Annotated in this window: 19 protein-coding genes; 11 read left to right on the plus strand and 8 right to left on the minus strand. The window is 37.1% G+C overall.

The window, feature by feature from the left end; translation table 11 throughout:
- Positions 1 to 22 precede the first annotated feature (22 nt).
- Genes dltD through CKV70_RS05025 form a run of 5 tightly spaced genes read right to left on the minus strand, consistent with a single transcriptional unit; the run spans position 23 to position 4,455 of the window.
- A complete protein-coding gene (gene dltD, locus CKV70_RS05005) occupies positions 23 to 1,297 on the minus strand; it encodes a D-alanyl-lipoteichoic acid biosynthesis protein DltD (protein ID WP_014600690.1) in 1,275 nt (424 codons plus the stop codon).
- Positions 1,297 to 1,533 carry a D-alanine--poly(phosphoribitol) ligase subunit DltC gene (gene dltC / locus CKV70_RS05010; RefSeq protein ID WP_003722794.1) on the minus strand — a complete coding sequence of 79 codons (237 nt, stop codon included), beginning with the start codon at positions 1,531 to 1,533 and terminating at the stop codon, positions 1,297 to 1,299. The genes dltD and dltC overlap by 1 nt, the downstream gene beginning before the upstream one ends.
- Positions 1,534 to 1,558: 25 nt before the next feature.
- Positions 1,559 to 2,743: a D-alanyl-lipoteichoic acid biosynthesis protein DltB gene (gene dltB / locus CKV70_RS05015; protein WP_003732428.1), complete on the minus strand. Its 1,185-nt coding sequence runs from the start codon at positions 2,741 to 2,743 to the stop codon at positions 1,559 to 1,561.
- Complete coding sequence (gene dltA / locus CKV70_RS05020) at positions 2,740 to 4,272, minus strand: D-alanine--poly(phosphoribitol) ligase subunit DltA (RefSeq protein WP_003732429.1); 1,533 nt, start codon at positions 4,270 to 4,272, stop codon at positions 2,740 to 2,742. Before dltA ends, dltB begins: the two co-directional genes overlap by 4 nt.
- Before the next feature lie 36 nt (positions 4,273 to 4,308).
- Entirely contained in the window at positions 4,309 to 4,455 is a 147-nt protein-coding gene (locus CKV70_RS05025) for a teichoic acid D-Ala incorporation-associated protein DltX (protein ID WP_003722797.1), read from the minus strand.
- Positions 4,456 to 4,662: 207 nt separating this feature from the next.
- On the opposite strand from CKV70_RS05025, the gene rpiA reads away from it, so the two are divergent.
- Positions 4,663 to 5,337: a ribose-5-phosphate isomerase RpiA gene (rpiA, locus tag CKV70_RS05030; RefSeq protein WP_014600692.1), complete on the plus strand. Its 675-nt coding sequence runs from the start codon at positions 4,663 to 4,665 to the stop codon at positions 5,335 to 5,337.
- 35 nt (positions 5,338 to 5,372) lie between these two features.
- Here rpiA and CKV70_RS05035 read toward each other — a convergent pair whose 3' ends face one another.
- Both CKV70_RS05035 and CKV70_RS05040 read right to left on the minus strand, forming a co-directional pair.
- Positions 5,373 to 5,816, minus strand: coding sequence for a GNAT family N-acetyltransferase (locus CKV70_RS05035; RefSeq protein WP_003722799.1), 444 nt, complete (start codon positions 5,814 to 5,816; stop codon positions 5,373 to 5,375).
- Positions 5,817 to 5,833: 17 nt separating this feature from the next.
- Positions 5,834 to 6,583: an alpha/beta hydrolase gene (locus tag CKV70_RS05040; protein WP_003722800.1), complete on the minus strand. Its 750-nt coding sequence runs from the start codon at positions 6,581 to 6,583 to the stop codon at positions 5,834 to 5,836.
- A gap of 218 nt (positions 6,584 to 6,801) precedes the next feature.
- Here CKV70_RS05040 and CKV70_RS05045 point away from each other — a divergent pair, with 218 nt between their 5' ends.
- The 3 genes from CKV70_RS05045 (at position 6,802) to lieB (ending at position 9,532) form a co-directional block, all read left to right on the plus strand.
- Positions 6,802 to 7,821, plus strand: coding sequence for a branched-chain amino acid aminotransferase (locus CKV70_RS05045; protein WP_010989632.1), 1,020 nt, complete (start codon positions 6,802 to 6,804; stop codon positions 7,819 to 7,821).
- Between the two features lie 197 nt (positions 7,822 to 8,018).
- On the plus strand, positions 8,019 to 8,783 hold the full coding sequence (gene lieA / locus CKV70_RS05050) for a multidrug efflux ABC transporter ATP-binding protein LieA (protein ID WP_014600693.1): 765 nt from the start codon (positions 8,019 to 8,021) through the stop codon (positions 8,781 to 8,783).
- Positions 8,780 to 9,532, plus strand: coding sequence for a multidrug efflux ABC transporter permease LieB (gene lieB / locus CKV70_RS05055; RefSeq protein WP_014600694.1), 753 nt, complete (start codon positions 8,780 to 8,782; stop codon positions 9,530 to 9,532). The genes lieA and lieB overlap by 4 nt, the downstream gene beginning before the upstream one ends.
- 33 nt (positions 9,533 to 9,565) lie before the next feature.
- Here the strand turns inward: lieB and CKV70_RS05060 are convergent, their stop codons facing one another.
- Positions 9,566 to 11,041 carry an LM6179_1298 family efflux MFS transporter gene (locus tag CKV70_RS05060; protein ID WP_003732434.1) on the minus strand — a complete coding sequence of 492 codons (1,476 nt, stop codon included), beginning with the start codon at positions 11,039 to 11,041 and terminating at the stop codon, positions 9,566 to 9,568.
- A 139-nt stretch (positions 11,042 to 11,180) separates the two neighbouring features.
- Between CKV70_RS05060 and CKV70_RS05065 the strand changes: the two genes are divergently transcribed.
- The 7 genes from CKV70_RS05065 to CKV70_RS05095 all read left to right on the plus strand — a co-directional run bounded on the left by CKV70_RS05065 (position 11,181) and on the right by CKV70_RS05095 (position 17,144).
- The gene (locus CKV70_RS05065) at positions 11,181 to 12,233 is read left to right on the plus strand and encodes a M42 family metallopeptidase (RefSeq protein WP_003722847.1); all 1,053 of its coding nucleotides are present in this window, start codon (positions 11,181 to 11,183) and stop codon (positions 12,231 to 12,233) included.
- A 12-nt stretch (positions 12,234 to 12,245) separates the two neighbouring features.
- Positions 12,246 to 12,725 carry a glutathione peroxidase gene (locus CKV70_RS05070; protein ID WP_014600695.1) on the plus strand — a complete coding sequence of 160 codons (480 nt, stop codon included), beginning with the start codon at positions 12,246 to 12,248 and terminating at the stop codon, positions 12,723 to 12,725.
- Between the two features lie 133 nt (positions 12,726 to 12,858).
- The gene (locus CKV70_RS05075; RefSeq protein ID WP_003722849.1) at positions 12,859 to 13,314 is read left to right on the plus strand and encodes a LytTR family DNA-binding domain-containing protein; all 456 of its coding nucleotides are present in this window, start codon (positions 12,859 to 12,861) and stop codon (positions 13,312 to 13,314) included.
- Complete coding sequence (locus tag CKV70_RS05080; RefSeq protein WP_003722850.1) at positions 13,311 to 13,739, plus strand: DUF3021 family protein; 429 nt, start codon at positions 13,311 to 13,313, stop codon at positions 13,737 to 13,739. The genes CKV70_RS05075 and CKV70_RS05080 overlap by 4 nt, the downstream gene beginning before the upstream one ends.
- Positions 13,736 to 14,647 carry an ABC transporter ATP-binding protein gene (locus tag CKV70_RS05085; protein ID WP_009926409.1) on the plus strand — a complete coding sequence of 304 codons (912 nt, stop codon included), beginning with the start codon at positions 13,736 to 13,738 and terminating at the stop codon, positions 14,645 to 14,647. The genes CKV70_RS05080 and CKV70_RS05085 overlap by 4 nt, the downstream gene beginning before the upstream one ends.
- Positions 14,640 to 15,494, plus strand: a complete 855-nt coding sequence (locus tag CKV70_RS05090) for an ABC transporter permease (RefSeq protein WP_003732439.1) — start codon at positions 14,640 to 14,642, stop codon at positions 15,492 to 15,494. Before CKV70_RS05085 ends, CKV70_RS05090 begins: the two co-directional genes overlap by 8 nt.
- An 81-nt stretch (positions 15,495 to 15,575) precedes the next feature.
- Complete coding sequence (locus CKV70_RS05095) at positions 15,576 to 17,144, plus strand: peptide chain release factor 3 (RefSeq protein ID WP_014600696.1); 1,569 nt, start codon at positions 15,576 to 15,578, stop codon at positions 17,142 to 17,144.
- Positions 17,145 to 17,205 lie beyond the last annotated feature (61 nt).

Below are 17,205 nucleotides of genomic sequence, written 5' to 3' on the forward strand. Positions count from 1 at the left end.
AAAGACCGTAAGTAGTTTTTAACTACTTACGGTCTTTTTTTTGTCCATTTTCTGGATGTTCTTTAAAGTAATATTCTTTTGGTGTTGGTTTATAGTTTGTTTGCATTGGTTCTTTAACGAAGTCTGCTAATACTTGGTCGATTTTTACCCAACCGCGCCAGCTTAAATGAATCGGATCTTCTAAGAAAAAAGCGTCATTTTGATATTCTTCTAGAGAGTAGTAACGGAAACCTTGACTCTCAATTTGTTCTTTTGTTTTCGCATAATAGTCATCTAAACCTTGTTTGTCCATACCAATGTAATCAATCCATTTTCCATTGATAGGCGGGTTAATGAAAATGACATCTGCACCAGCCTTTTTGAAAGCATCCATCAGTAGCTGTAAATCAGCAAACTCAGGAGATTGGTCATAACGTAAATCTTTGCGGCTATTTTTTAATTTACCTTCAATGGGTTTGATTTTCTTTTGGTAATAATGTTCTTTGACTTGAAAAGGATTATTACCAGTACTTCTCTCACCAGTTTCTTTAGCTAATTCATCTAGTTGTTGGTAATCTAAAGTTTCTGGAAGTTCCTTTAGGCCTTTGCTTACGCGATCTTGTTTGGAACCAATGATGTATTTTGATTCTAAATCGTCTTTACGTTCCAAAATCTTCAGTTCGACATTACCAGTAATGTTTAGAAGCTTTGGATCATGAGGTTTTTTAGGACCTTTTGCGACAATGTTTTCGAGTAATTTTTTTAATGTAGAGTCACTTTGAACTACTTGGAAAGATAATAAACGTTTAGCTGCATAACGACGTTCAGGCGTGTTTTTCGTATCTTCTAAAGCAAATTTATATGCATGAAGAGGGGAAAAGTTGGCACCAAATGATGGGTCAGAAACCCCTTTAGGTTGGAACCATTGTGGAGATAAAACTACCGCTACTTTTTTTCCTTTTAAATCATCACCAAGTGCATTTACGTCTAAGAAATGACTTAATGATTGTGTACCTGGGCGACCAAGTAAAAATGGTGTATAGCCCTGATTGTATTTTTTTGAGACTACGCTAGGATGAAATGGGTCGACGCGGGAAAGCTCTGAAGAACCATAAATTGGTAAATAGTTTCCTTCTTGTAAAGCTTTTTTCTGGATGTCTAAGCCTTGGATGACGGATTCGTTCATTGATGTAGCGCTTTTCTCTACGGTATCAGAAGAAACTTTAGAGAATAAGCTACTAGGTCCGAATAGAACGAAAAGGAAAACCGCGAATGCGACCAATAAAGGCCCAAATGTCATCCACAGCTTTTTTTTCATTATTTTAGCGCCTCAAGTTGTGTAATAATCATTTCAGGAGTAGCCCATTCGTCGCGGTCAAATTCGGAAACAGGTACAGTAATATCTAGTTTTTCTTCAATTTCAATTAAAAGTTGAACCGTAGCCATAGAATCAAGCAAGCCTTCATCAAATAATTTGATGTTTGTATTTTGTACTACTTCATCAGTTTCTGTAATTTCCTCTAATATTTCTAATACATTTTCACGGAAAGCCATTATAAATTACCACCTTTAGTTAGTTTTAAAAATTAATTTTATCTAAAATACCTGAGAATATCAGGAATCCGAAACAAACAAATTGGAATGTAATGATAACGCCGATTACATAAGTAATTTTGTTTTTTGGATAGAATTTGTGCTTCTTGTTAAAGCGTTCGAATAGGTCAAATCCAACGATAAGTGTTGCTTGATAAAGGCCATAAACGATGTAATACCAATGAAGTCCATGCCATACTCCCATGATGAAAAAGTTAACGAAATATGCTAGGTAGGCAATAGTGAACTTGCTTTTAAACCATTTCTTTTTTGTAACCCAAAATACGAAACGCATGAATACATAATCGCGGAACCAGAAAGAAAGCGTCATATGCCAACGATTCCAGAACTCTTTAATGTTGCGAGCTGCGAAAGGTTTGTTAAAGTTCATAGGTGTTTGAACGCCGAGCAAGTAACTAACCCCAACTGCAAAGGCACTATAACCTGCAAAGTCAAAGAATAAATACATACTATAAGCATACATATAACCAATTAAACTCTTTGTTGTATCTACATTATGTGTAATCGCGATGTCTAGTGGAACAACAAAATGTTTGTTTACTAAGTAAGCGATAATGAATTTGTAGAGAAAACCAAGGAAGATAAGGAATATTCCTCGATTTAATAAAGCTAGATAAGCTTCTTTACTAGGCGGATTATCAACGTCTTTTTTAAAGCGACGGAATCGGTCAATCGGTCCGGACGAAATAGTCGGGAAGAATAGTAAGAAGTTAACAAAATCCCACGCGTTATACTGTTTAATTAAGTTATCACGTATTTCAATAATCATTTGTGTTGCTTTAAATGTTAAGTAGGAAATTCCTAGGAAACCAACCATTGTTACATGATCACCTAAAATTGGAACAACTTTAGAGATAACGAGGGGGAGAATGGACAGAATCACTGCGATAACAAAAACGCCGCCGTGATTCCGCTTTTTCTCTTGCCTATAATGGAAGTAAAGTCGTACAAGGGCAAGTTGCCAGAAGACGAAGAAGATAAAAGTAGCTCCTTGGACTGGACTTGCTGAGAACATAAAGTATAAAAATACGAGTGTCACAAAAGCATTATAAATCGGTAATCTCTTCCCTAACAAACCAGCTACTATGATAGGAATCAAAAATAGTACAAGTACTCCAAAATAAAGAATTGTGCCGTATGGTAAACTCACTTGTTAACCTCACTATTAAGTGATTTGCGATCAATTTTGCCATTCATAGTTAACGGGAAGTCCGTTTTATAAATCCATTTTCGGGGGATCATGTATGCTGGCATAAATTCTTTTAGTTCTTTTTTTATTGCTGCACTTAGCTGGTATTCTTTTTCGAAATCATGGGTAGTTGGGATGACCTGAGCGACTAACATATCTACCTTTTCATCTTTCATTTTCGGAATAATAGCGCAGTTTTGAATGTAACTTACTTTTTTTAGGTTGTTTTCGATATCTTCTAATTCGATGCGGTAACCATGAAGTTTAATTTGGAAGTCAAGACGTCCTTGGAAGAACAGATAACCGTCTTTGATAATACCAGAGTCTCCTGTGCGATAGGCTTGATAACCTTTATAATCGAAGAATACTTGGTCTGTTTTTTCAGGTTCATTTAAGTAACCTTTAGAAACGCTAGCACCAATTAGGACAATTTCTCCTTTTTCGCCTTCTGGAAGAACCTCACCAGTTTCTTGGTCAACGATGTGTAAACGCATATCTGGTTTAATAACGCCAAGTGGTAAGCTTGGATAAGCATCGATAATCTCTCGAGTTACTTTCACTTGGGTAACAGCCACGGTTGCTTCTGTAGGTCCGTATGTGTTGTAAATAACTGCATCTGGGAAACGGTCCAGTAATTCGCTTGCTGTTTTCTTGGCAAGTACTTCACCACAGAATAAGAAACGAGTTAAGCGGGGGTTATTTTCTTGGTTAAAGTTCTCGTCTAGTAAGCACAAATCTGCAAAAGAAGGAGTAGAAACCCATACATCCAAGTTTTGAGCAGGTATTTCACGATATAGATCTTTCATATTCGCAGTAATTGTTTTATCAAGAGGTACAAGCGTCCCACCCGATAGTAAACTTGGGTATAAATCCATAACGGATAGATCGAAGGAGAAGGGCGCTTGGTTTAAGAAACGCAATCCTTGGCTTAAAGAAAAGTCTTGTAAAATCCAGTTACTAAAACTTACTAGGTTGTTTTGACTGATTTGAACGCCTTTAGGATTTCCTGTACTTCCAGATGTGTAAATAATATAGTAGTTATCATCATTGTTTACACATGCTTCTTTGTCTGGAACTTCTCCGAAATGTTTTTCTAAAGCGTCCATTAGCTGATCTTGTGTTAGCACCGGACAACCAGTAATAGTAAGGTTGTTAGGCAGCTCTTCTGTGCAAATAAACATAGAAGGATCAGCTGCTTTTTTTATTTGTTCTATACGTTCAACTGGCATAGAAACATCTACTGGTACATAAGCTCGACCTGATTTGATAGAGCCTAAGAATGCAACTAACATTAGGGGAGACATATGGCCGTAAACGATAATAGGTTTTTCTTTGTCAGTAATTAGGTTTTTTAGTAGAAAAGAGCCGAATGCATCAGATTGCCGTTTTAGTTCTTTATAGGAAAGACGTGTTCCAGCATATTCATAGCAAGGGAAATCCGGTGTCTTCTCTGCCCATGCATCAATTCTTTCTATGATACTCGTTGTCATTATTGATATTCCCATTTTTAACAGTCCTTTCTTCTTTTAGAATTCGTTGTAAATGAATTTCGCACCTTCAGGGTTTTTGAAACCATAAAACCAAAGCAATCCAAGCAAAATAGCTAGGTAGAAAAAAGTTTTCATTGTAAAAATAGTTGCTGGATGATGCAAAATTAGTTTTATTTTATTCATAAATCCACCTCTTCATTGTTTCATTTGTGTTACAAATATTAAAAATAAACGTTTAATACTTACTTACTGTAATACATTTGTCTTTAAATGTCTAATTACATTTTTGTAAGGTTAGAAAAATAAACATATTTTGAACTTGAAAGTAGGTACGAGTATAATGAAACAATAGATATAGCAATGTTTTAATGCTAGAAAAGAGGTTGGACTATGATTAATCAAAAGAAGATTGCAGGAGAAAAGGCTTGTGAATGGATTAAAGATGGAATGGTTGTGGGTCTTGGAACGGGCAGTACAGTTTATTACACGATTGAAAAGCTTGGAGAAATGGTAAATAACGGTTTGCACATTACAGGGGTAGCGACTTCTGAAGAAACAAACAAACAAGCACAAAATTTAGGAATACCTTTGAAATCGCTAAATGACGTTACGGAAATAGATATTACTATTGATGGTGCAGATGAAATTGATACGGTTTTTCAAGGAATAAAGGGTGGAGGAGGAGCACTGTTACGCGAAAAAATGGTAGCAAGTGCGAGTTTGAAAAACATTTGGGTTGTCAGTGAGGAGAAGCTTGTAAGAAACTTAGGGAAGTTTCCTTTACCTTTAGAAGTAATACCTTTTGGTTGGAAGCAGGTTGAGAGAAAACTTGAAAAAGAGCATATTCAAACAAATTTACGGAAACAATCTTCAGGAGAAGTCTATGTGACAAATAACGGGAACTATATTTTGGATATAGTAAATCAAACTTTTACGGATGCAGAAATGTGGCAAGAAAAATTAGCGCAAATTCCAGGGATTGTGGAGCATGGATTATTTCTTCATTATGTGGATATAATTATTTGTGCGAAGGCGAATGGCGAAATTGAACTAATAAAAAAATAGTTATTTCTTCTATATAAAAGAAATAACTATTTTTATTAAATTTCATAGGTTAATGTTTTTTTCATGTCTTTATGTTCAATTCCAGCATCAAGGAATAATCCCGAGCAAGTTTCGTATCCCAATTTTTCATAGAAGGGAATAGCTGTTACCTGCGCGCCTAATTTTAAGGTAGTTAAGCCACGAGACTTAGCTTCGGATTCAATGGCTTCCATGATTCTCCGGCCGCTCCCAGTACCGCGGGCTACTTTCTGGGTGCAGATGCGTTCGACTTTACCATAACCATCTTTTTCGCGGAATCTACCGGTTGCAAGGGGTGTGCCGTCTTCTGCGTAATCAACAAACATCACAACAGAATCTATTTCATCAAATTCATCCCATTCTAATGCTGGATCAACACGTTGCTCAACGACAAAAACATCATTTCTAATTTTAAGTGCAGCTTGTTTGCCAATATCATCTGTTACTTTCTTTACGGTCAAGTTGTTTCCGTCCTTTCCTATGCGCGCATGCTTTCTAAATCAAATGTATTCACTGGAAGCATATATTGTAAAGAATCTTTGATAAATGGCTGCCAGTATTTCCAGCGATGATCGCCGTTAAATACATGGAAATAATAATCAAATCCGCGAGTGGTTAAAATTTGTTCTAAAGATTTATTTGGTGATAAGAAATCGAGCACTTCATTTCCGGTTGTTTCGACTGCAGTTTCTTGGTCACCAATAATATGGAAGATTTTCACTTTTGAAGGGTCTACTTTTTCTGCAAGTGTAAGGATTGTGTCATCCACATAGGGGGAATGTAAAATCACATTACCAAATGTAAAAGGAAAAAGAAGAGCTGCCTTTAAAGAAACGGTTGCCCCGAGTGAGTCTCCCATCAGGAATCTACTAGTAGGCATTTGGAAAGAAGGAAAGCGTTCTTCAAGATAAGGAACGAGTTCAAATGCTAAGAATTTGATATATGCATCGTTTTGTTTACCATCCGGATGATATTTTTCGCGACGATCCATAACAGTTTTGTAGGGGATACCAATGAAAATGGCTTTTTGAATCTGCTCATTTAGCGCTAATTCTTCGGAGTGGCGCGCAAGTTTGCCAAACTGAAAATAATCTTTTCCATCTTGTACAATAAAAAGTGGATATTTGTAAAGTGGCGAAAAATCAGGTGGCAAGCAAATAATTAAATCAAGTTCCTCTCCAAGCGATTTACTATAAAATTTCTCATCCAACATTTTGTGAGCTGTCATTTTCATTCTCTCCTTTCTTGAAATCAATCCTTCATTGGTTATTGTTTTTTGAAAAGTTACTCTATTTTAGCATGAATTACGTTAAAAGAAAGAACATTTTGCCTATTTATTTGAAAAAATTTTCTTTTTCACAGAACATCACTGCAATAATGCTATTTAATATGCTATACTGAAACATACAATAATTCTGTTTTAATGATAGAAAGTGGGGATTTTGAATGAGTAAAGATATTGACTGGAGTAATTTAGGATTTAGTTATATTAAAACGGACAAACGTTACATTTCTTATTGGAAAGACGGGGAATGGGACGAAGGTGCGCTAACAGAAGACAATACGCTACATATTAGCGAAGGTTCGACAGCACTTCATTACGGACAACAATGTTTTGAGGGTTTAAAAGCATATCGTTGTAAGGATGGTTCGATTAACCTTTTCCGTCCAGATCGGAATGCTGCTCGTATTCAAAAAAGCTGTGAGCGTTTATTAATGCCTCACATCCCAACTGAAAAATTTATTGATGCTGTTATGCAAGTTGTTCGTGCCAATGAAGAATTTGTGCCGCCGTATGGTACAGGTGCAACACTTTATTTACGTCCATTTGTTATTGGTGTAGGCGATAATATTGGTGTTCATGCAGCCCCAGAGTATATTTTCTCTGTTTTCTGTTCACCAGTTGGTCCTTACTTCAAAGGTGGAATGGCGCCAACTAACTTTATCGTTTCCGATTTTGACCGTGCTGCTCCAAATGGTACGGGTGCCGCAAAAGTTGGCGGAAACTATGCAGCAAGTTTACTTCCAGGTCAGGCTGCAAAAGAACGCAATTTTGGTGATTGTATTTATTTAGATCCAGCTACACATACAAAAATAGAAGAAGTTGGTTCTGCTAATTTCTTTGGTATTACAAAAGATGATAAATTTGTTACACCGTATTCTCCTTCTATTTTGCCAAGTATCACGAAGTATTCGTTACTTTATTTGGCAGAGCATCGTTTAGGATTAGAAGCAGTAGAAGGCGATGTATATATTGATAAATTAGATGAGTTTAAAGAAGCTGGAGCATGTGGAACGGCAGCGGTTATTACACCAATTGGCGGTATTCAAACCAAAGATGATTTCCATGTATTCCATAGTGAAACAGAAGTGGGGCCAGTAACGAAACGTTTATTCGATGAACTTTGTGGTATTCAATTTGGAGATGTAGAAGCTCCAGAAGGTTGGATTTATAAAGTGAAATAATATCAAACCGTCCGTTCAGCGGGCGGTTTTTTTATGTGCAAAATCAAAAGTCATTTCGGTTTAATAAAAAGGAAATGACTTTTTTGTTGACACGATAGCAACTCGGTGTTACTATGTAGTAGTAATAAGTGATACAGAATACCTGTATTACTGAGTAGTGGGGTTTTAATAAAAAATGGAAAGAAGGTTGTATTCAAATGAAAGAAGTGATGATTAAAGCCACGGGGTTGGAGAAATCATTTAAGAAAACAGAAGTCTTGAAAGGTGTAGATTTTGAAGTAAAACATGGCGAAATTTTTGCATTACTAGGCTCAAACGGTGCGGGCAAGACGACAACCATCCAAATTTTAGCGACTCTTTTAAAAACGGATAATGGAAATGCGCATATTTCGGGTTTTGATGTGAAAACGGAGCCGGAAAAAGTACGGAAACATATTAGCCTTACTGGACAATTTGCAGCAGTAGATGGACTTTTAACAGGACGAGAAAATATTTTACTCATTGCTAAACTACGTGGTGAAAAGAACTCGGCACAAACGGCAGATGACTTATTGGCACGTTTTGGACTCGAAAAAGCTGCGGATCGACGTGCAGACACTTATTCAGGAGGAATGACAAGACGACTGGATATTGCTATGAGTCTCGTTGGCTCCCCGGATGTGATTTTTCTTGATGAACCAACAACTGGACTTGATCCGGAAGGGCGAATGGAAGTCTGGAAAACGATTAAAACACTTTCTGATGGAGGAACAACCATTTTACTAACAACACAATATTTGGATGAGGCAGAACAACTTGCTGATAGAATTGCTATCCTTCATGGCGGAACGATTATCGCAAATGGAACATTGGATGAACTTAAAAAATTATTCCCACCTGCTGAAGTTGAATATATCGAAAAACAACCATCACTGGAAGAAATTTTCTTAGCAATTATTAATGGGAAGGAGGAAGTAAAATGAAAGCAATTCGTGATACAAGTATATTATTTGGTCGCTCCATGCGTCATATTATGCGTAGTCCTGATACGATTATTACTGTTGCTATTATTCCAATTATGATTATGTTGATGTTTGTATATGTGCTTGGAGGTGCAATTCAAACAGGGACAGACAATTACGTAGATTACTTGTTGCCGGGTATTATTTTGATGGCAATTGCAAGTGGAATAGCCTATACGGCGGTACGATTATTTACAGATGTACAAAAAGGATTATTTCAACGATTTCATTCTATGCCAATTAGTCGTTCTTCCGTTTTGTGGGGACATGTTTTAACTTCTTTAGTATCTAATGCTATTTCTATTGTACTCATTATTCTAGTTGCGCTTTTGATTGGTTTTCGTTCATCAGCAGGGATAGTGGAATGGCTTGCTGTAGCTGGTATTTTGCTTTTGTTCACATTAGCGCTCACATGGGTTGCTGTGATTCCTGGTTTAACTGCCAAATCAGTAGATGGAGCAAGCGCATTTTCTTATCCGCTCATATTTTTACCATTCATCAGTTCTGCTTTTGTTCCGACGGATACGATGCCAACCGCAATACGAGTTTTTGCAGAAAATCAGCCCGTGACAGCTATTGTTAATACGATACGTGCATTGCTGTATTCAGAACCAATCGGGAATGATATCTGGATTGCACTTGCATGGTGTGTTGGAATTACCGTTGTTGCCTATGTTTTTGCAGTAACTATTTATAAAAAAATGGTATAAAATAAAAAGTTTGGCTCCGTGGAGCCAAACTTTTTATTTTTCACCGGAAATATGTTTTTTCGGTAAGATAAAATGAATAAAATAACTAACGATACAGCAAGCAAACATTACCCAGAAAACCGTATGAAGCCCGCTATATAAAATATCTCGAAGTGGATCAACAAGGTCTGTACTAACGTTACCCGAAGTTTGTGGGCTAATTAATTGGTTTAAATTACTGCGATTCACTTCACTGCCAGCTGCGGCGCGGAACTCGCTTGTAAGGACTGAGTTGAAGATAGTTCCAAATACAGCCACACCGATTGTTTGACCAACTGTTCTAAAAAGTGTATTAGAAGCAGTAGCAATACCAGTTTGGAATCGCGGTACAGCATCTTGAACAGTGACTGTTGTCGTGGTAAAAATTATCCCAAAACCAAATCCCATAAATGCACTATTTAAATAGAAGAAGATGTCATTTGTGGAAGCGGGGAATAAGGCTAAAATTAATCCACTTGCCGCCGTAATTAAAACGCCAATGCCAACCGTATGCCGATTTCCAAGCGTCATTAAAAGTTTGCCGCCGATAAATGAACCAATTATCCATGTAACCGAAAGCGGTGCAAGCATAAATCCAGCAATCGTAGCCCCGTGCCCAAGCATTCCTTGTGCCCACATTGGAATATACACGTTAATCCCAATTAGGAAGGCACTAATCAAGAAACCAATTAAGTTCCCAATTAACACCACTGGATTTTTAAATAATACAAATGGCATAATCGGATCTTTTGCACGTTTTTCGACAAAATAAAAAGCAATAAATAACACAATCGAAACGGCAAAAAGAATAACGACGAGCGGTTCTGTCCAGTTGAGCGATTCCCCGGCTCGCTGTAACGCAAATAATAAACCAAGTAGTGCCACGGTAAAGAGCGAGGCACCTAAATAGTCAATCGGTAATTTCACATGTTCCACTTTTTCGCGTAAATAAAGCAAAATAAGTAGGATTGTCAAAATGCCGATTGGGACATTGATAAAGAAAATCCAATGCCATGAAAGTTGGTCTACTAAAAAACCTCCAACAAGTGGTCCAAATACACCAGCGATACCCCAAGCGGAACCCATGAAGCCAAGTACTTTTGCTCGTTTTTCAAATGGATACACGTCTGCGATAATCGTCATAGTAGATGGTAAAATCCCACCTGCTCCAATACCTTGGATCGCGCGAAAAATAATTAATTGTTCCATATTTTGTGCAAATCCACAAAGTGATGAACCAATAATAAAAATAATTGTCGCAATCACAAAAATATTTTTTCGTCCATACAAATCAGACAGTTTTCCGTAAATCGGAACCGTCACTGCTGATGTTAGCAAATAAACAGAAAAAATCCAGTTCATTAACTCTATGCCGTCCAACTGACTTACAATCGTTGGCATCGCAGTACTCACGATGGTACCCTCAATAGCTGCCATAAATGTTGCGACAAATACGGCGATGGTAACGGCTTTTACTTTTGTTTGTTCCAAAAAATTCCCTCCCTTTTCGTCTACCGAATTATAGCATATAAAAGGACTAATTTGGGAAAAAGTTAATCCTAAGAAATGCGCACATTCAAGATAAGCGCTATAATATAATAGAAGAAAGCGAACTAAAGGAGGAATTTTTTTGTCATACGAACCAAATACAAAGGAAACCATGCAAAAAATTAAAGAATTAACATCTATCCCAAGCCCAACAGGCAACACAGGGAAAATCATCGAAAAACTGGCAAAAGATTTAGATGCTTCAAAAATCCCATACCGCTTAAACAATAAAGGCGGATTAATTGTAACGCTTCCTGGGAAAGACGAAACGAAACATCGTATGCTAACCGCCCATGTGGATACGCTTGGAGCAATGGTTAAAGAAATTAAAGCAGACGGACGATTACTTTTAACGTTAATTGGCGGCTATCGTTTTAATGCAATTGAAGGCGAATATTGTACCATTGAGACAAGCGCTGGAGATTTGTATAGTGGAACTATCTTGATGCACCAAACTTCTGTCCATGTGTATAAAGATGCAGGGACTGCTGAGCGTAATGACAAAAATATGGAAGTTCGCTTAGATGTAAAAGCATTAGATGCAGACAAAGTTCGTGCTCTTGGAATAGAAGTAGGCGATTTCGTTTCCTTTGATCCGCGCGTGCAAATTATTAATGATGAATATATTAAATCTCGACATTTGGATGATAAAGCAAGTGTCGCGATTTTATTACAACTAATCAATCATATTCACGAAAACAACCTGGAGCTTCCTCATACAACCCATTTCCTAATCTCTAATAATGAAGAAATTGGCTATGGTGGTAATTCTAATATTCCGGCTGAAACAGTGGAATATTTAGCTGTCGACATGGGGGCGCTTGGTGATGGTCAAACGTCTGATGAATACACTGTTTCTATTTGTGCAAAAGACGGAAGTGGCCCATATCACCTTGGTTTGCGCAAACATTTAGTGGAGCTTGCTAAAAAGAATAATATTGATTATAAAGTGGATATTTATCCGTTTTATGCATCTGATGCGAGTGCGGCGATTAATGCTGGGAACGATATTATCCACGGTTTGATTGGACCAGGAATTGATGCTAGTCATGCATATGAACGCACACACCGCGATTCACTTTATCATACAGAAAAATTAGTTTATGCATATTTATTTTCGAATATATTGAAATAGGAGGAATTCCATATGAATGTCCATGATTTTTCTGAAAAAGCAATGAACGGCAAAGAAATAGCTTTAAGTGATTATGAAGGTAAAGTTTTACTCATAGTGAATACCGCGAGTAAATGTGGCTTAACACCTCAATTAGAAGGTCTTGAAGCAATGTATAAAAAATTGGGTGGAGATAATTTTGAAATTCTCGGTTTCCCATGTAACCAGTTTTTACGTCAAGACCCTGGTAGTGATGAGGAAATTTTAGAATTTTGCCAAATGAATTATGGTGTGACTTTCCAAATGTTTTCCAAAATTAAAGTAAAAGGCAAAGATGCCAGCCCACTTTATAAATATTTAACCGAACAAACTGGTGGTAAAAAAGTAGAATGGAACTTTGCGAAATTCTTAATTGATGAAAATGGAGAAGTTATTGAACGTTTCCCATCTAAAATGAAACCTGAAGATTTTGAGGATAAAGTGGAAGCACTTGTTGCGAAAGTAAATAATTAAGGGAGACTCGGTAATGTCATTGCGGCACTACCGAGTTTTTTTGCATCTTAGTTAGTTAAAAATGCATGTTACTGAAATCAGCTTGTAGTTTTTGACGTGACGTTTATAATAAAAGAAAAAGGGAGGCAACCAGATGAAATTCCATGTGAAGCAAAATAATAATTTAGCAGTTGGTGAAGTGGATGTGTATTGCCATCCCGATAATTTAGAAGAAGTAACGAACATCGTAATGGGAATAGATGAGCCAACAGAAAAAATCTCTGTCAAAAAGGACGGCGCCACTTATTTACTAGAACCAAAAGCCATTTTATATTTTGAGGCAGTCGAAAGTAAGATTTTTGTTTATACGGAAAAAGAAATCTATGAAATCCATTGGAAATTATATGAACTGGAAGAAAAATTCAAAGATAGTTCTTTTTTCAGATGTTCGAAATCAATGATTTTAAATATCGAATGGATTGAAAAAATTGCTCCGGGTTTTCACGGGAAATTTGAAGCGAAACTTTTTAATCGGGAAAAAGTGATTATATCTCGGCAATACGCGAAGGTCTTAAAGCAAAAATTAAACATGGGAGGTAAGCGGAAATGAGTACTAAACTAATTCAATTTATACAATCAGCATGCATTATTTTTTCTGCCTCTATTATCACGATGATCTGCTCTTACATCGCAACTGGAGAATCAGAAACGGTCGCAATCCGGGATATTTTTATTATGCTTGGTTTTAGCATTGTGACAACGTTCATTCAACAATTATTTTTTAATAATTCAGTGAAAACGAAACTTGCTTTTTATAGTCGTTTGATTGCTTTTTTCCTCTTTATTGGCGCAGCGATTTTAGGGCTTGGGTGGTTGCTGGATTGGTATCATAACATAGCTGGGTTTATGATTATTTTTGGCTTTATTTGTGTGACTTTCCTTGTGATGCATATTTTCTTCAGCTTCCGTGATGTGAAATTCAGTAATGAAATTAATCAAAAACTAGCAGAAATGCGAGAAAGGGAGACAAAATGATAAAATTGACCAATGTAGTTAAAAAATTTGGCAAAATCGAGGCAGTCAAAGGGATTAATTTAGAAGTTGAAAAAGGCTCGTTATTTGCTTTTCTAGGCGAGAATGGTGCGGGTAAATCGACTACGCTTAGCATGATTTGTACAGAAAGCGAACCTACTTCAGGAGAAATTTATATTGATGATGAAAAATTGACATTTAAAAATCGTACATTATTTAGACAAAAGCTAGGCGTAGTTTTCCAAGAAAATGTGTTGGATGACTTACTGACGGTGCGCGAAAATTTATATAATCGCGCAAGTTTATACGGGAAAACAAAAGCAGAAATTACGGAACGATTAGCGCTAGTTTCTTCTATTATGGGGATTGAGGATATTTTAAATCGTCGCTTTGAAAAATTGTCTGGTGGTCAAAAGCGTCGCGCGGAAATTGCTAGGGCAATTATGCATGATCCAGAAATTTTGCTGCTAGATGAGCCAACGACCGGGCTAGATCCAAAAACAAGAGTGAGTGTATGGAAAATTATTGATTATTTGCGAGAAGAATTAGGAATGACGGTGTTTTTGACGACACATTATTTAGAAGAAGCTAAAGATGCGGATCAGTTAGCTGTAATCCATAAGGGGAAAATCATCGCGCAAGGTACACCAACAAACATTAGAAGCCGTTTTTCTGTAGATAAAATTTTCTTTTACGATGCGAAGGTAGCAGAACTTCAAAAAATAATGAAAAAAGCAAATTTACCATTTAAAGTTTCTAAAGCAACGATGCGTGTGGATGTGATAAATCAAGATGTCGAAATATTGGCTATTTTAAATCAAGCAGCGGGACTTTATGGTTCTTTTGAAGTGATTAAAGGGAACTTAGATGATGCTTTTATTTCGATGATTAAGGAGGAGTCCGATGATTAGTCGTAATTTAAAAATCTATTTTCGTGATAGAACTGCTGTATTTATGTCATTACTTACTGTTTTAATTATTATTGGACTGTATGCGATTTTTTTAGGAAATAATATGGAAGAGATGTTCAAACAGGCTTCTGGAAAAACGGTAGGCATACAAGAATTAGTGAATACGTGGGTGATAGCAGGGATTTTATCCATTACACCTGTAACGGTATCGTTGGCCGTTTTTTCTTTGAAAGTGCATGATGAAGAATTAAGTATTGCGAGAAGCTTTGCGATAACACCTGCTTCCAGAGGGCGTATTGTTATTAGTTATATTGTTAGTGGACTAGTTGCTTCTTTCTTGTTGTCTGTCATAACACTTTTTGTTGGGGAAATGTATATTTGGTTGACTGGCGGAGAATTTTTACCGTTTGAGAGCTGGATTCGTTTAATTGGGATTATTTTAATTAATGTTTTATGTTGTAGCAGTATTATGTTCTTTATCGCCAGTTTGGTGAAAAAAGCGAGTGCCTTTAGTTCCGTTTCGACGATTGTTGGGACTGTTATTGGTTTTATTGCCGGGATTTATTTACCAATTGGTTCACTTCCGGCCGCGGTGCAAACAGCGATGAAATGTTTTCCTTTCACATACGGAGCTTCTACTATTCGAGAAATCATGACAAAAGAGCCTTTGAAAGAAGTTTTCGCGGGGAATACAGGTGCGATGGATGCGACAAAAGAAATGATTGGAATTACGATTTATTGGGGCGATAAAACAGTTACAACAGGGCTTAGTTTACTTATTTTAAGTGCCTTTGCAGTCGTGTTTGGTGTGTTATCTGTCATCCTCATGAAACGACAAACAAAATAATTTTTGAATAAAAAAACAGCCGAAATTCTCCTAGTTATGCTATACTAATGGAATGTGAATGAATCTAGGAGGAAAATAACAATGAGTCAAGATTTGCAAAAAGAAGTTGCTTCACGCAAAACGTTTGCGATTATTTCTCACCCGGATGCTGGGAAAACGACGATTACTGAGCAATTATTATTATTCGGTGGCGTTATCCGTTCAGCTGGGACTGTAAAGGGAAAGAAATCTGGAAAGTTTGCGACAAGTGACTGGATGGAAATTGAAAAACAACGTGGTATCTCGGTAACGAGTTCTGTGATGCAGTTTGATTATAATGGTTCAAGAATTAATATTTTGGATACACCGGGTCACTCGGATTTCAGTGAAGATACGTACCGGACATTGATGGCAGTGGATAGCGCGGTCATGGTTATCGATGCTGCGAAAGGGATTGAAGCTCAAACACTAAAACTATTCAAAGTTTGTCGAATGCGCGGAATTCCTATTTTTACTTTTATTAACAAAATGGACCGTCAAGGGAAAATGCCACTGGAATTGCTTGCTGAACTAGAAGAAGTTCTTGGCATTGAATCGTATCCAATGAACTGGCCGATTGGGATGGGTAAAGAGCTTGCTGGGCTTTATGACCGTTACCACCGTGTGATTGAGCAATATCGTTCTGAGGAAGATGAGCGTTTCTTACCACTTGGTGAAGATGGCGATTTGAAGGAAGCGCACGCTATTCAAAAATCACTTTATTACGATCAAGCTCTGGAAGAAATTATGTTACTTGATGAGGCTGGGAATGACTTTAGTCGCGAACGTATTATTGCGGGTGAACAAACACCAGTATTTTTCGGTAGTGCCTTAACAAACTTTGGTGTAGAAACTTTCTTGCGCACATTTGTTGATTTTGCGCCTGCTCCTTCTAGCCATGAATCGAATGAAGGTGTGATTGAAGCAGATAATCCAAAGTTTTCTGGTTTTATTTTCAAAATCCAAGCCAATATGAATCCTGCTCATCGTGATCGGATTGCCTTTATTCGAATCTGTTCAGGTGAATTCGAACGTGGCATGAATGTTACGTTAACGCGAACAGGGAAAAGTATGAAGCTCGCTAACTCAACGCAGTTTATGGCGGATGACCGGGAAACTGTTAATCGTGCGGTAGCTGGTGATATTATCGGTTTGTACGACACGGGTAATTACCAAATTGGCGATACGATTACTAATGGAAGTAAAAAACTCGAATTTGAAAAACTTCCGCAGTTTACCCCAGAATTATTTATGCGTGTTTATGCGAAAAATGTTATGAAACAGAAGCATTTCCATAAAGGCGTCGAGCAACTTGTTCAAGAAGGTGCGATTCAATTATTTAAAACGTGGCGCACGGAAGAATACATTATTGGGGCTGTTGGTCAGTTGCAATTTGAAGTATTCGAACACAGAATGCGCGGCGAATATAATTCAGAAATTCGGATGGAACCAATCGGCAAAAAAATCGCTCGTTGGGTCAAAGAAGAAGATGCGGATGAAAAACTATCCACAGCTCGAAGCATGCTCGTAAAAGACCGCTTCGACCAACCGTTATTCTTATTCGAAAATGAATTCGCGATTAATTGGTTTAATGATAAAAATCCAGATATCGAGTTAACTTCATTACTATAATAGCTGCAACCTATTTGTATTTTCGCAAATAGGTTGTTTTTTTCTTGACAATTTTTTGAAA

Origin of the sequence: Listeria monocytogenes (assembly GCF_900187225.1) — a bacterium.
Lineage (GTDB): Bacteria > Bacillota > Bacilli > Lactobacillales > Listeriaceae > Listeria > Listeria monocytogenes.